This is a genomic window from Streptococcus oralis subsp. oralis (assembly GCF_002096495.1).
In the GTDB taxonomy this organism is placed as follows: domain Bacteria; phylum Bacillota; class Bacilli; order Lactobacillales; family Streptococcaceae; genus Streptococcus; species Streptococcus oralis_CU.
This window is the reverse complement of sequence record NZ_NCUO01000009.1, coordinates 206,162-218,986: the sequence shown is the minus strand read 5'-3', so window position 1 is coordinate 218,986 and position 12,825 is coordinate 206,162. Positions and strand designations below refer to the sequence as shown.

At 42.0% G+C, this 12,825-nt stretch carries 12 protein-coding genes; 9 read left to right on the top strand and 3 right to left on the bottom strand.

Annotation, left to right across the window (positions count from 1 at the left end; genetic code table 11):
- Positions 1 to 227: 227 nt before the first annotated feature.
- Complete coding sequence (locus B7717_RS02075; RefSeq protein ID WP_000162371.1) at positions 228 to 1,040, bottom strand: Cof-type HAD-IIB family hydrolase; 813 nt, start codon at positions 1,038 to 1,040, stop codon at positions 228 to 230.
- Positions 1,041 to 1,227: 187 nt separating this feature from the next.
- Between B7717_RS02075 and B7717_RS02070 the strand changes: the two genes are divergently transcribed.
- The 7 genes from B7717_RS02070 (at position 1,228) to B7717_RS02035 (ending at position 8,569) form a co-directional block, all read left to right on the top strand.
- Entirely contained in the window at positions 1,228 to 2,646 is a 1,419-nt protein-coding gene (locus tag B7717_RS02070; protein ID WP_000359241.1) for an NCS2 family permease, read from the top strand.
- Between the two features lie 53 nt (positions 2,647 to 2,699).
- Complete coding sequence (locus B7717_RS02065; RefSeq protein WP_000653640.1) at positions 2,700 to 3,407, top strand: CPBP family intramembrane glutamic endopeptidase; 708 nt, start codon at positions 2,700 to 2,702, stop codon at positions 3,405 to 3,407.
- Positions 3,408 to 3,509: 102 nt separating this feature from the next.
- The gene (gene folP, locus B7717_RS02060; RefSeq protein WP_084944089.1) at positions 3,510 to 4,454 is read left to right on the top strand and encodes a dihydropteroate synthase; all 945 of its coding nucleotides are present in this window, start codon (positions 3,510 to 3,512) and stop codon (positions 4,452 to 4,454) included.
- 1 nt (position 4,455) lies between these two features.
- Positions 4,456 to 5,778 carry a bifunctional folylpolyglutamate synthase/dihydrofolate synthase gene (locus B7717_RS02055; RefSeq protein WP_084944088.1) on the top strand — a complete coding sequence of 441 codons (1,323 nt, stop codon included), beginning with the start codon at positions 4,456 to 4,458 and terminating at the stop codon, positions 5,776 to 5,778.
- Positions 5,759 to 6,313, top strand: coding sequence for a GTP cyclohydrolase I FolE (gene folE, locus B7717_RS02050; RefSeq protein ID WP_000380930.1), 555 nt, complete (start codon positions 5,759 to 5,761; stop codon positions 6,311 to 6,313). The genes B7717_RS02055 and folE overlap by 20 nt, the downstream gene beginning before the upstream one ends.
- A gap of 158 nt (positions 6,314 to 6,471) precedes the next feature.
- Positions 6,472 to 7,293: a 2-amino-4-hydroxy-6-hydroxymethyldihydropteridine diphosphokinase gene (gene folK / locus B7717_RS02040; RefSeq protein ID WP_000372502.1), complete on the top strand. Its 822-nt coding sequence runs from the start codon at positions 6,472 to 6,474 to the stop codon at positions 7,291 to 7,293.
- On the top strand, positions 7,286 to 8,569 hold the full coding sequence (locus tag B7717_RS02035) for a membrane protein (RefSeq protein ID WP_001125354.1): 1,284 nt from the start codon (positions 7,286 to 7,288) through the stop codon (positions 8,567 to 8,569). The genes folK and B7717_RS02035 overlap by 8 nt, the downstream gene beginning before the upstream one ends.
- Before the next feature lie 50 nt (positions 8,570 to 8,619).
- On the opposite strand, the gene B7717_RS02030 is transcribed toward B7717_RS02035, so the two are convergent.
- On the bottom strand, positions 8,620 to 8,937 hold the full coding sequence (locus B7717_RS02030) for a DUF960 domain-containing protein (protein WP_000886044.1): 318 nt from the start codon (positions 8,935 to 8,937) through the stop codon (positions 8,620 to 8,622).
- 204 nt (positions 8,938 to 9,141) lie between these two features.
- Here B7717_RS02030 and ccpA point away from each other — a divergent pair, with 204 nt between their 5' ends.
- A complete protein-coding gene (gene ccpA / locus B7717_RS02025; RefSeq protein WP_001090635.1) occupies positions 9,142 to 10,152 on the top strand; it encodes a catabolite control protein A in 1,011 nt (336 codons plus the stop codon).
- Positions 10,153 to 10,203: 51 nt separating this feature from the next.
- Here ccpA and B7717_RS02020 read toward each other — a convergent pair whose 3' ends face one another.
- Complete coding sequence (locus B7717_RS02020) at positions 10,204 to 11,166, bottom strand: asparaginase (protein WP_084944087.1); 963 nt, start codon at positions 11,164 to 11,166, stop codon at positions 10,204 to 10,206.
- A gap of 65 nt (positions 11,167 to 11,231) precedes the next feature.
- Between B7717_RS02020 and B7717_RS02015 the strand changes: the two genes are divergently transcribed.
- On the top strand, positions 11,232 to 12,617 hold the full coding sequence (locus B7717_RS02015; RefSeq protein WP_061426609.1) for a Cof-type HAD-IIB family hydrolase: 1,386 nt from the start codon (positions 11,232 to 11,234) through the stop codon (positions 12,615 to 12,617).
- The last annotated feature ends 208 nt before the right edge of the window (positions 12,618 to 12,825 follow it).

The following is a 12,825-nucleotide window of genomic DNA, read 5'->3' as shown; positions in this document are numbered from 1 at the left end:
TAACTTTAAGTATAAACCGTTTTCATATAAAAATCAACTACTTTTTCTAAAAAGATGTAAAAGTTTTCATAGAATGACTTTTTAAAAATATTAATATATCAATGGTTTTGAGAGATAAGTGAAAATTGTAATAGAAAATTTAATATAAAAATACAGAAAACAAGTCGCTTTTGTGAAAACAGAATGAAAATAAAAAAGGAAAGATTGCGCCCCTGCAATCTTCCCTTTTATAGGAATAAATTTTGTAAAGCGTGGGCAACTCCATCTTCTTCGTTGGTCAGAGGAAGTTGTTCGTCTGCATATGGAAGAAGAGCAGGATTGGCATTTTTCATAGCATATCCCTTGCCTGCAAATGCCAACATTTCAGTGTCATTATGCTCATCACCAAAGGCGATTAAGTCTTTTTTATCACGATTCATCACATTGAGCAAGTACTCTAGAGCAAATGCCTTGTTTACACCCTTGGGAGTACACTCGAGGATGTTGAGGGGCCCGCCCCAGGTATTGATAGCTAGTTGGTGCTGATAAAAACGATTCATCTCGTCCGCTAAAGCGTATTTGTCTTCAGCCCTTGTTTGCAAGAGAATGCAGTTGGGATCTTTGGTTACTCGTTCGGGTTTGAATTGATTTTCCGGCCGGAAGTTCTCTACGCCAAATAGTTTAGGATCCGCAATTTCCTCATTCGGAGTCGTGATATAGAATTTTTTTCGATATTCTCCTGCAATAAAATCAGCCTGGATGTCCTCCGTGCGCTTGACCATGTCTAGGAGGTATTTTTTGTCCAAGGTCAAGCACTTTTCATGCTCCCAAGCCTGTCCTGGTAGATGGGTAAGAGAACCATTAAAGTTAATCATGGGAGTATGCAATTCTAGCTCACGGTAGAAATCTTTTGCCATACGATACGGACGTCCCGTCGTGATGATAACATGGTGTCCTTTTTCTGAAATTTTTTTGATCGTCTCTTTGGTGAAATCGGAGAGCTTGCTTTCACTATTCAGCAGGGTTCCGTCCAAGTCAACTGCGATAATTTTTTTAGTCATATAAACCTTCCTAGTCGTTTCCAGATAAGATGTCTTCTATTATATCAAAAAGAAGGAAGAAAAGCAGATAAGAACAAAAACTACAGTTGTTTTGATTTATTAAATAAATCAAACAAACATATTGAAAAGGTGAATGATAAATGATATAATACTAATATTGTTCGTAAAAAACAAAAGGAGATTAAAGATGGACAAACTATTTAAACTAAAAGAGCACGGGACAGATGTCCGTACAGAGGTGCTTGCTGGTTTAACAACATTCTTTGCAATGAGCTATATTCTCTTTGTAAACCCTCAAATGCTTTCCCAAACGGGTATGCCTGTTCAAGGTGTGTTCTTGGCAACGATTATCGGTTCTGTAGTCGGTACCTTGATGATGGCTTTCTATGCTAATTTGCCCTACGCACAAGCACCAGGTATGGGACTAAATGCCTTCTTCACATTTACAGTTGTATTTGGGATGGGCTATACTTGGAAAGAAGCTCTTGGTATGGTCTTCATTTGTGGAATTATTTCACTGATTATTACCTTGACAAATGTTCGTAAAATGATCATCGAATCTATTCCAACAACACTTCGTTCAGCTATTTCGGCTGGTATTGGTGTTTTCCTTGCCTATGTTGGAATTAAGAATGCTGGTCTCTTGAAATTCTCAATCGATCCAGGTACTTATACGGTAGCAGGTGAAGGAGCAGACAAGGCTCAAGCTGCACTTACTGCAAACTCCGCAGCTGTTCCAGGATTGGTAGACTTCAATACTCCAGCCGTATTGGTGGCTCTTGCAGGTTTGGCTATTACCATTTTCTTTGTTGTTAAAGGCATCAAGGGTGGAATCATTCTTTCTATTTTAACAACGACTGTGCTTGCCATTGCTGTTGGTGTTGTCAAATTATCAGGGATTGACTTTGCTAGCAACAATCTTTCAGCAGCGGTTAATGATTTAGGAACTTTGTTTGGTGCTGCTCTTGGTTCAGAAGGTTTAGGATCTTTGATTTCAAACACTTCGCGTTTACCAGAAACCTTGATGGCTATTCTTGCCTTCTCACTAACGGATATTTTTGACACAATCGGTACTCTTATCGGTACTGGTGAAAAAGTTGGTATTGTTGCGACAAGTGGGGAAAACCATGAGTCCGCTAAATTGGACAAGGCTCTATACTCTGACTTGGTGGCAACTTCGGTAGGTGCCATTGCAGGTACTTCAAACGTTACGACCTATGTTGAATCTGCGGCTGGTATCGGTGCTGGTGGACGTACTGGTTTGACAGCCCTAGTGGTTGCGATCTGTTTTGCTCTATCTAGCTTCTTTAGCCCACTTCTAGCGATTGTTCCGACAGCTGCAACAGCACCAATTTTGATCATCGTCGGAATCATGATGCTTTCTAACTTGAAAAATATCCCTTGGGATGATATGGCTGAAGCGGTTCCTGCCTTCTTCACATCTATCTTTATGGGATTCAGCTACTCTATCACACAAGGGATTGCTGTTGGTTTCTTGACATATACCTTGACAAAAGTTGTCAAAGGTCAAGCCAAGGATGTGCACGTGATGATTTGGATTTTGGATGCCTTGTTTATCCTTAACTATATCAGTATGGCGCTATAAATGGTATAATAGAAAAAGGGGAGTCTCCCCTTTTTCTTATAAGGAGGTACATCATGAAAGATAAGACGATTTGGCAAGAGGTTTTAAACAGAGGGAAATGGGTGATCATCCTTTTGGTAGCTTTTGTTCTATCTCAATTTCCCATAGGACTTGCTTTGTTTTTAGCAAACAAACAGTTTCCGATTTTACAGTCAGGGCTCTTAGTAGGTGCTCTATCCATAGTCGTTTTGATTGTATTCATTATTGGTGCACGAAAAACACAACTTGCTACTTTTAATCTATCCTTTTTTAAGGCAAAAGACTTGGCTCGCTTGGTACTGAGTTATCTGGTGATTTTTGCGACAAATCTCTTGGGTTCACTACTGCTTCGACTAACAAATGAGGCAACAACCAGTAACCAATCAATACTGAATGGTTTGGTTCAGAATAGTTCCTTGATTTCAACTTTCTTCCTACTAGTCTTGATTGCGCCGATTTGTGAAGAAATTTTGTGTCGTGGGATTATTCCAAAAAAGATCTTCCGCGGAAAAGAAAAACTAGGTTTTATTGTTGGTGCAATCGTCTTTGCCTTGCTTCATATGCCAACCAATCTACCTTCTGTGATTATTTATGGAGGAATGTCAACGGTTTTGACTTGGACAGCCTATAAGACTGAGCGTTTGGAGATGTCCATTTTGCTTCATATGATTCTCAATGGTATTGCATTTTGTTTGTTGGCCTTATTGGTATTGATTAGTAGAAATCTAGGTCTATCATTCTAAACCATTAGCCGCTTGGAAAAGATGAATACTAGCGTATCCATCTTTTTCTTTTTATGGTAAAATAGAGAAATAATGTGGTGAAAAACCTTGAGGAGTGACCTTATGTTCAGTAAAGCTAGTCAGGCAAAAACAGCTATTTGTGGAATTATCAATGTAACACCAGATTCCTTTTCGGATGGTGGTCAGTTTTTTGCTGTTGACCAGGCGCTTCAGCAAGCCCGTAAATTGATAGCTGAAGGAGCTAGCATGCTTGATATCGGTGGAGAATCGACTCGGCCGGGCAGTAGCTATGTTGAGATAGAAGAGGAAATCCAGCGTGTTGTTCCAGTGATTAAAGCTATCTGTGAGGAAAGTGATGTTCTCATTTCCATCGATACTTGGAAAAGTCAGGTGGCAGAGGCTACTTTGGCTGCTGGTGCCAATCTGGTAAATGACATTACGGGTCTCATGGGAGATGAGAAAATGGCGGATGTGGTTGCTAAGGCTGGTGCGAAAGTAGTCATCATGTTTAATCCAGTCATGGCTCGACCTCAGCACCCTAGTTCGCTCATATTTCCTCATTTTGGTTTTGGGCAAGCTTTTACAGAGGAAGAGTTAGCTGACTTTGAAAAAATGCCAATTGAAGACTTGATGGAGGCTTTCTTTGAACGAGCACTAGCGAGAGCCAATCAAGCTGGGATAGCAAGAGAAAACATTTTGCTGGATCCGGGAATTGGTTTTGGTCTCACCAAGAAGGAAAATCTACTTCTTCTACGGGACCTTGATAAATTGCATCAGCAGGGCTATCCAATCTTTCTTGGTGTTTCGCGCAAGCGGTTTGTTATCAATATCCTTGAGGAGAATGGCTTTGAAGTCAATCCTGAGACGGAAGTCGGTTTCCGAAATCGGGACACCGCTTCGGCTCATGTAACCAGTATCGCTGCGAGACAGGGTGTGGAAGTGGTGCGCGTGCACGATGTTGCCAGTCACAGGATGGCAGTTGAAATTGCGTCAGCCATTCGTTTGGCAGATGATGCAGAAAATCTAGATTTAAAACAATATAAGTAAGATGAACGAAATTGAAAACAATCAGTGGATTGCCCACTACCGGACGGACCAACCACATTTTGGCTTGGAACGCATGGTAGAACTCCTAGCTCTGCGAGGCAATCCCCAGCTCAAACTCAAGGTCATCCATATCGGAGGGACCAACGGCAAGGGGTCTACCATTGCTTTTTTGAAAAAGATGCTGGAAAACCTAGGGCTGAGAGTTGGGGTGTTCAGCTCGCCCTATCTTATTCATTATACGGATCAGATTAGCATTAATGGGGAATCCATCCCAGAAACTAGGCTAGAAGCCCTCATGGCAGACTATCAGTCTTTGCTTGAGGGGGAATCTGCTGATAATTTGCAGGGAACAACCGAGTTTGAGATAATTACAGCTATAGCCTATGATTACTTTGCCTCAGAGCTAGTAGATGTGGCCATCATGGAAGTCGGTATGGGTGGCCTTCTGGATAGTACTAATGTCTGTCAGCCAATTTTAACAGGAATTACGACTATTGGACTGGATCATGTGGCCCTACTTGGTGACACCTTGGAATCCATAGCAGAGCAGAAGGCTGGTATTATCAAACAAGGCATTCCATTAGTGACAGGTCATATTGTTCCTGAAGCCTTGGCTGTGATTGACTCCATTGCAGAAGATAAAAATGCATCGAGAGTTGCCTATGGGAAAGATTACCAGGTCAGTCATCAAAAGAGTGTGGTGACGGGTGAAATCTTTGATTATACTAGTTCTGTCAGACAAGGTCGCTTTCAAACAGGCCTGCTAGGCTTGCACCAGATAGAAAATGCAGGGATGGCACTTGCTCTTCTAGACATTTATTGCCAAGAGATTGGGCGAGAATTAGCTAGCAATGACTTGCTTGCTCAAGCCTTGGAGGAAACCAGATGGCCAGGGCGTTTGGAGGTCGTGTCTAGCGAACCTATGATGATTTTGGATGGGGCCCATAATCCCCATGCTATCAGGGCTTTACTAGCAACCTTGCAAGAACGCTTTGCGGATTATCATAAGGAAATCCTCTTTACCTGTATCAGAACCAAGGCCTTGGAAGATATGTTGGATTTGCTAGAAACGGTGCCAGATAGTCAATTGACTTTAACCCATTTTGACGATAGTCGGGCGACTGATAAAAGCGTGCTGAAAGAGACAGCCAAGTCTAGAAATCTCAATTACCAAAGTTGGCAGGATTTTCTAGAGCAGAAATTGACAGATAAAAATGAAGAGAAACAAACAGTTAGGATTGTCACGGGTTCCTTGTATTTCTTGAGCCAAGTGAGAGCCTATCTGATGGAGAGGAAGAACGAGAATGGATACACAAAAGATTGAAACGGCTGTAAAAATGATTATCGAGGCTGTTGGTGAGGACGCTAACCGCGAGGGCTTGCAGGAAACACCTGCTCGTGTAGCCCGTATGTACCAAGAGATTTTTTCAGGCCTTGGCCAAACTGCTGAGGAACACCTGTCAAAATCCTTTGAGATTATTGATGATAATATGGTAGTGGAAAAGGATATTTTTTTCCACACTATGTGTGAACACCACTTCTTGCCTTTTTATGGGAGAGCGCACATTGCCTATATTCCAGATGGTCGGGTGGCAGGCTTGTCTAAGCTAGCCCGTACGGTTGAAATTTATTCTAAAAAACCACAGATTCAAGAACGGTTAAATATTGAAGTGGCCGATGCCTTGATGGACTATCTGGGGGCTAAAGGAGCCTTTGTTGTCATTGAGGCCGAGCATATGTGTATGAGCATGCGTGGTGTCAGAAAACCAGGTACTGCGACTTTGACGACAGTAGCGCGAGGTGTATTTGAAACAGATAAAGACCTCCGAGACCAGGCTTATCGTTTAATGGGACTATAATACTCTTCGAAAATCAAATTCAAACCACGTCAGCTTCCATCTGCAACCTCAAAACGGTGTTTTGAGCAGCCTGCGGCTAGCTTCCTAGTTTGCTCTTTGATTTTCATTGAGTATAAAAAGAATCCGCTTCATGCGGATTTTTCTAGAAAGGACAAGTTATGGATCAACTGCAGATTAAAGATTTGGAAATTTTTGCCTATCATGGTCTTTTCCCTAGTGAGAAGGAATTGGGGCAGAAGTTTGTTATTTCCGCAAGCTTATCCTATGATATGACCAAGGCGGCTACAGAATTGGATTTAACAGCATCTGTCCATTACGGAGAACTGTGTCAGCAGTGGAAGACTTGGTTTCAGGAAAGCACTGAGGATTTGATTGAAACGGTAGCCTACAAACTAGTTGAACGTACCTTTGAGACCTATCCTCTTGTCCAAGAGATTGAGTTGGAACTAAAAAAACCTTGGGCTCCAGTGCATTTACCGTTGGATACCTGCTCGGTGACCATTCACCGTCGTAAGCAACGGGCCTTTATCGCCCTAGGAAGTAATATGGGAGATAAGCAAGCAAACTTGGGAAAAGCCATTGACAACCTGCGAGCTCGTGGCATCCATATTCTCAAAGAGTCCAGTGTTTTGACGACGGAACCTTGGGGTGGTGTGGAACAGGATAGCTTTGCCAATCAGGTGATTGAAGTAGAAACCTGGCTACCGGCTCCAGTCTTGTTAGAAACATTATTAGCCATTGAGTCAGAAATGGGACGGGTTCGAGAGGTGCATTGGGGGCCTCGTTTGATTGATTTGGACTTGCTCTTTGTGGAGGACCAGATCGTTTATACAGACAACCTCATCTTGCCTCATCCTTATATAGCAGAACGCCTCTTTGTTCTTGAGCCGTTAGTGGAAATAGCTCCCCATTTTATCCATCCGATCCTAAAGCAACCAATTCGTTATTTGGTTGACCAGTTGGAGCAAGGAAATGCCTAAGCTTTCCGAGACCTATAGCAAGTGGAAGAGTATCGGGGAGGGACTACTTGCTATTGTTTTAGGGCTCCTCTTGATTCGTTTTGGACAAGTTATTCCACGAATGGGGTACCAGTTGTTGATGGCCTACTTTTCCTTGTCAGCAGTTTGGCACTTGTTGACTCGCTGGTTTCAAGATAAAAAACGTCGGGAAAATATCTTTGTAACCTTGGGCAAGCTGGTGGTAGCGGCTCTCGTGTTTGACTCTATCATTTTGCAAGATCTTGCCCTCTATCTCTTGGTCTTTATCATTGCGAGCTACCAGCTGTTTACAGGCATCATTAGTCTTGTGACCTGGTCTCTCTATCGAAAAAATGCCATTCATCCTCGGATCCATCATCTCTTTGATGCTGTATGGATGATAGGATTCGGGCTTTATAGCATCTCTCCTTTTCACGATGCAGCGAATTTTGAATTGCTCTTGCTTGGATTTTACTTGCTCATGCTAGGAGCCAGTAGCCTCCGGGACGGATTCTTTTTTGAAAGGATAGAAAACAATCCCAAGCTGAAACGACGTATGCGAATGACTCTGCCGATCTTTGTGACGGCTCTGATTCCTATCAGCACCTTGCGAAAACTAAATGAGTGGCTGGCAAATCATGAAAGTCAAGAAGGGGAAGTTCATTCAGAAAGAAAAAACGACCAGACGGTTGACCTGGAAATTTTTATCCATACCTCAGAAACCTCCTTCTTCCTCGCCATGGGACATGTGGATATTTGTTATCAAGGGAAGGTTATTTCCTATGGTTCCTATGATCCCCACTCGGAGCGTTTATTTGGTATGGTTGGAGACGGTGTTTTGTTTAAGGCCAATCGGGAGAAATACATCGAACTCTGTAAGAGGGAAAGTCAGAAGACCTTGTTTGCTTATGGTCTGAGTTTGACGGACCAACAGAAAGCAGCTATCCAAGCGCGTTTAGCGGAGATAGAAGACCTGTTAATTCCTTGGGAACCAAGTTCGCAGTTGATGAAAAGAAGAGAGGGAGAGGTCAAGCATACCTACTCCTACCAACTGAAAGAGGAAGCAGATGCGACCCTCTATAAATTCAGCTCATCCGAGTTTAAGACCTACTTTGTTCTCAGTACCAATTGTGTCTTGCTGGCAGACTCTATCGTAGGAAAAGCTGGGACTGATATATTGAGTCCCCAAGGTTTCATTGTGCCAGGGACTTATCAGGATTACCTTGATTTAGAGTATACAAAACCCAATGGTCTAGTTGTTAGTCGATCCATTTATTAGAAAAAGAAAACTCTAGTTCCTCAGCAGTTTGCGCCAAGAAGCTAGAGTTTTTAAAATAGGTCATTTTCTTCTGGAAGGAGGATGGTTTCTCTGCCGTCCAAGTCTAAAATAAGGACCCTAGGAGGGTAAAGCGGATCGAAAGGATGATTGAAATCAAAATCGATGCTAGTCGGAAGGTGCTGGCTAGAAAAATGGAAGGTGATGGTCCCCTTATTGTTGAGCAGTTGAAACTCAAGCTCTTCTTCTAATTCAAAGACATTTTTTAGGAAATGATCGATAATATACCATAAAGAGTCAATGACATCGTCAGGTAGGCTGGTCACGACACCAAAACTAGCGGAACGTCTCTGTGTATTTGTAAAAGCCATGTTTTCATCCCCCTTTTATTTTCCTTATCATACAGCAAAATGTCTTAAAAATCAAGAAATCGTAATTGCTTTTTCAAAATGGGAATAAACTGTGAAATTTTTTCAAAGTTTCTCTAAAAAATACTTGAAAGTGTTTACAATAAGTGATAAAATGGAGTAAGTAGATGCGTGAAAGCGAAATTTTCATTATAGAAAGGAAACGGAATGAACACAGATGATACAGTAACGATTTATGACGTCGCCCGTGAAGCAGGAGTTTCAATGGCAACAGTTAGCCGTGTCGTTAATGGCAACAAGAATGTTAAAGAGAACACTCGAAAAAAAGTCCTAGAAGTGATTGATCGCTTGGACTATCGTCCAAATGCGGTAGCACGTGGTTTGGCTAGCAAGAAAACAACGACAGTCGGAGTTGTGATTCCTAACATTACCAATGGTTATTTCTCAACACTTGCTAAGGGGATTGACGACATTGCTGAAATGTACAAGTATAACATTGTCCTAGCAAATAGTGATGAGGATGATGAAAAGGAAGTTTCAGTGGTTAACACTCTCTTTTCAAAACAAGTCGATGGGATTATCTTTATGGGCTATCACTTGACTGAAAAGATTCGTTCAGAATTCTCTCGTTCACGGACACCGGTTGTTCTTGCCGGTACTGTGGATGTAGAACACCAACTTCCAAGTGTGAATATTGACTACAAACAAGCAACGATTGATGCCGTGAGCTACCTTCTCAAAGAAAACGAGAAAATTGCTTTTGTGAGTGGACCACTCGTCGATGATATCAATGGCAAGGTTCGTTTGATTGGTTACAAGGAAGCCTTGAAAAAAGCTGGACATTCTTATAGCGAGGGATTGGTCTTTGAATCAAAATACAGCTATGATGATGGTTATGCCTTGGCAGAACGCTTGATTTCATCACAAGCTACAGCCGCAGTTGTAACAGGCGATGAATTGGCAGCAGGTGTCCTAAATGGTTTGGCTGACCACGGTGTGTCTGTACCAGAAGAGTTTGAAATCATTACGACAGATGACTCTCAGATTGCACGATTCACTCGTCCAAACTTGACTACTATTGCCCAACCTCTTTATGACTTAGGTGCTATCAGCATGCGTATGTTGACTAAGATTATGCATAAGGAAGAATTGGAAGAACGTGAAGTTCTCTTACCTCATGGTTTGACAGAACGCCGCTCTACACGAAAACGTAAATAGAAAAAATCAGGAAATCGTGAGATTTCCTGATTTGCTTTCTAGAGAAGAGGATTAGCCTTCCATATAGTCTTTTAAGGCTTGTCCTTTTAATCCAGCATTAAGGGCAATTAATAATTTGAGGCGAGCTTTTTGAGCGTTGAGTTCTTTGACAAAGAGAACGCCAGACTCTTGCAATTGAACCCCCCCACCTTGGTAGGCATAAACAGGTTCAGCAATGCCATTAAAACAACGTGAGACCAAGGCGACTGGGATTCCTTTTTGGAGGAGATTTTCCAACTTTTGAGCTGTTTCTTTGGGAACATTGCCTGCTCCAAAAGCCTGAATGACTAAGCCATCCAGCTGTTCCAAGTCTAACATATCGATCAGCTCGTCTGTCATACCGGCATAGGCTGAGATGATGGGAACTAGACCTTGAATATGCTCAAGATCAAAGCGGACACGAGGTTCAGCCGTTTTAAAGTAGAGGATTTCTTGCTTCATGATGAGGCCAAGTGGTCCATGTGTTGGGGTTTGAAAGGTGCTGACGTTGGTCGTATGAGTTTTGGTAACATACTTTGCTGCATGAATCTCGTCGTTCATGACGACCAGCACACCCTTGTCGGCTGCTTTATCATCGCTGGCAACTCGTAAAGCGCTCAGATAGTTATAAACACCGTCGCTACCAAGTTCGTTTGAACTACGCATGGCCCCGGTTAGAACGATGGGGATGGGCGGGATTTTCATGGTATCAAGGAAGTAGGCTGTTTCTTCTAAGGTATCTGTACCATGTGTGATGACAACTCCATCGTAGTTATCAGCTTCCTCTTTAATCTTATGATAGAGTGCAAGCATATGCTTGGGTTTGATATGAGGGCTTGGCAGATTAAAAAAGTCTAGGGCATGAACCTCAATCCCTTCAAGCGGATTGGAAATATGGTTCATGGGATTGTCCTGGCTAGTTACAACGGCACCAGTGGCATCTGCTTGCATGGAAATAGTCCCACCTGTATGTAAAACAAGGATTTTCTTAGGCATGATTTAGTCACTCTTTCTGAAATGTGGTATAATCATTGTAACACAAAAGGGGAGAATGGGACAGGATGGAAGTCAAGGCTGTTTTTTTTGATATCGATGGAACGCTAGTCAACGATCGCAAGAGTGTTTTGAAATCCACTAAGGACGCGATTAAGATTGTCAAAGAGCAAGGAGTGCTTGTTGGAGTAGCGACAGGACGAGGGCCGTTTTTTGTCAAGGAATTGATGGAAGACTTGGACCTAGACTTTGCGGTGACCTACAATGGCCAATACATTTTTAATAAAGAAAAGGTGCTCTTTGCGAGTCCGATTGCTAAGTCAAGCCTGCGTCAACTGATTGCTTACGCTAAAAAGGAGCGTAAAGAAATCGCTCTTGGAACCGAGCATGCCGTTGTTGGTTCGAAAATTATGTCATTTGGTCTCGGCTCCTTTTCCCAACTGGTTAGTCGTTTTATTCCGACTGTTCTGACAAGAACCGTTAGCCGTTCCTTTAATCGAATGGTCAGCAAGGCAGTTCCTCAAAAGGAAGACGACTTGCTTAACTTGATTAATCAGCCCATTTATCAAGTTTTGATGCTGATGACGCCAGAAGAATCTGAGAAGGCAGCAAGTGATTTTGACGACTTGAAATTAACTCGAAGCAATCCTTTTGCAGCAGATATCATTAACCAAGGAAATTCTAAACTAGAAGGCATTCGCCGAGTCGGGAAAGAATATGGTTTTGATCTCAATCAAGTCATGGCCTTTGGTGATTCCGACAACGATCTGGAAATGTTGGCGGGTGTTGGTATGTCGGTTGCTATGGGAAATGGTAGTAGCAGTGTCAAAGAAGTTGCCAAGCATATTACGGCAAGTAATCAACAAGATGGTATCCACAAGGCGCTCGAGCACTTTGGTGTTTTGGCTTCAGAAAAAGTGTTTGTCAGTCGAGACTACCACTTTAATAAGGTTAAAACCTTCCACCACATGATGGATGAACGAACTCAAGAAGAGCCACAGGCATGGGATGCTGAAGGTGCAACCCACCGCGCAGACTTTAAAATTGAAGAATTAGTGGAGTTTGTTCGTGCAGCAAGTTCTTCGGAGGAAGAATTCCAAGACTCCCTTGCAAGCATGCATGAGGCACTTGATAAAGCGGCAGAGAAAGTGGCGAAAAAGACGCCTGCTAAGCAAAATCTGGTCAGTCAAGTGGATGCTTTGATTGACACACTGTATTTTACATACGGTAGTTTTGTTTTGATGGGAGTAGATCCAGAACGTATTTTTGATATTGTTCATGAAGCAAATATGGGAAAGGTCTTCCCTGATGGGAAAGCTCATTTTGACCTAGTTACACACAAGATTTTAAAGCCAGATGACTGGGAAGAAAAATATGCTCCGGAACCTGCCATCCGACAGGAACTACAACGTCAGTTTAAAGCTTATGAGCGACATAAAGAAAGAAAAAAATAAAAAATAAGAGAAATTTCTTTTCCCTGTATGAAAAATTCGGGGATTTTTTGAGCTGAAAAACCGAACAATTTTATATATATCACTAATTATTATTAGCATATTTATACTAGAAAAAGAAAAGAAAAAAATGAAAAGATAGTGAAAATAAAATAACAGGAAATTACGTTTCTTACAAAGAATAGTTAAAAAGCTAGATATATTACTAATA

What these genes read in the sequence shown, in the direction of transcription:
- ccpA (WP_001090635.1), top strand. Translation starts at nt 9,142, where the DNA reads ATGAACACAGATGATACAGTAACGATTTATGACGTCGCCCGTGAAGCA.
- B7717_RS02030 (WP_000886044.1), bottom strand. Translation starts at nt 8,937, where the DNA reads ATGGCTTTTACAAATACACAGAGACGTTCCGCTAGTTTTGGTGTCGTG.
- B7717_RS02015 (WP_061426609.1), top strand. Translation starts at nt 11,232, where the DNA reads ATGGAAGTCAAGGCTGTTTTTTTTGATATCGATGGAACGCTAGTCAAC.
- B7717_RS02035 (WP_001125354.1), top strand. Translation starts at nt 7,286, where the DNA reads ATGCCTAAGCTTTCCGAGACCTATAGCAAGTGGAAGAGTATCGGGGAG.
- folE (WP_000380930.1), top strand. Translation starts at nt 5,759, where the DNA reads ATGGATACACAAAAGATTGAAACGGCTGTAAAAATGATTATCGAGGCT.
- B7717_RS02065 (WP_000653640.1), top strand. Translation starts at nt 2,700, where the DNA reads ATGAAAGATAAGACGATTTGGCAAGAGGTTTTAAACAGAGGGAAATGG.
- folK (WP_000372502.1), top strand. Translation starts at nt 6,472, where the DNA reads ATGGATCAACTGCAGATTAAAGATTTGGAAATTTTTGCCTATCATGGT.
- folP (WP_084944089.1), top strand. Translation starts at nt 3,510, where the DNA reads ATGTTCAGTAAAGCTAGTCAGGCAAAAACAGCTATTTGTGGAATTATC.
- B7717_RS02020 (WP_084944087.1), bottom strand. Translation starts at nt 11,166, where the DNA reads ATGCCTAAGAAAATCCTTGTTTTACATACAGGTGGGACTATTTCCATG.
- B7717_RS02070 (WP_000359241.1), top strand. Translation starts at nt 1,228, where the DNA reads ATGGACAAACTATTTAAACTAAAAGAGCACGGGACAGATGTCCGTACA.
- B7717_RS02075 (WP_000162371.1), bottom strand. Translation starts at nt 1,040, where the DNA reads ATGACTAAAAAAATTATCGCAGTTGACTTGGACGGAACCCTGCTGAAT.
- B7717_RS02055 (WP_084944088.1), top strand. Translation starts at nt 4,456, where the DNA reads ATGAACGAAATTGAAAACAATCAGTGGATTGCCCACTACCGGACGGAC.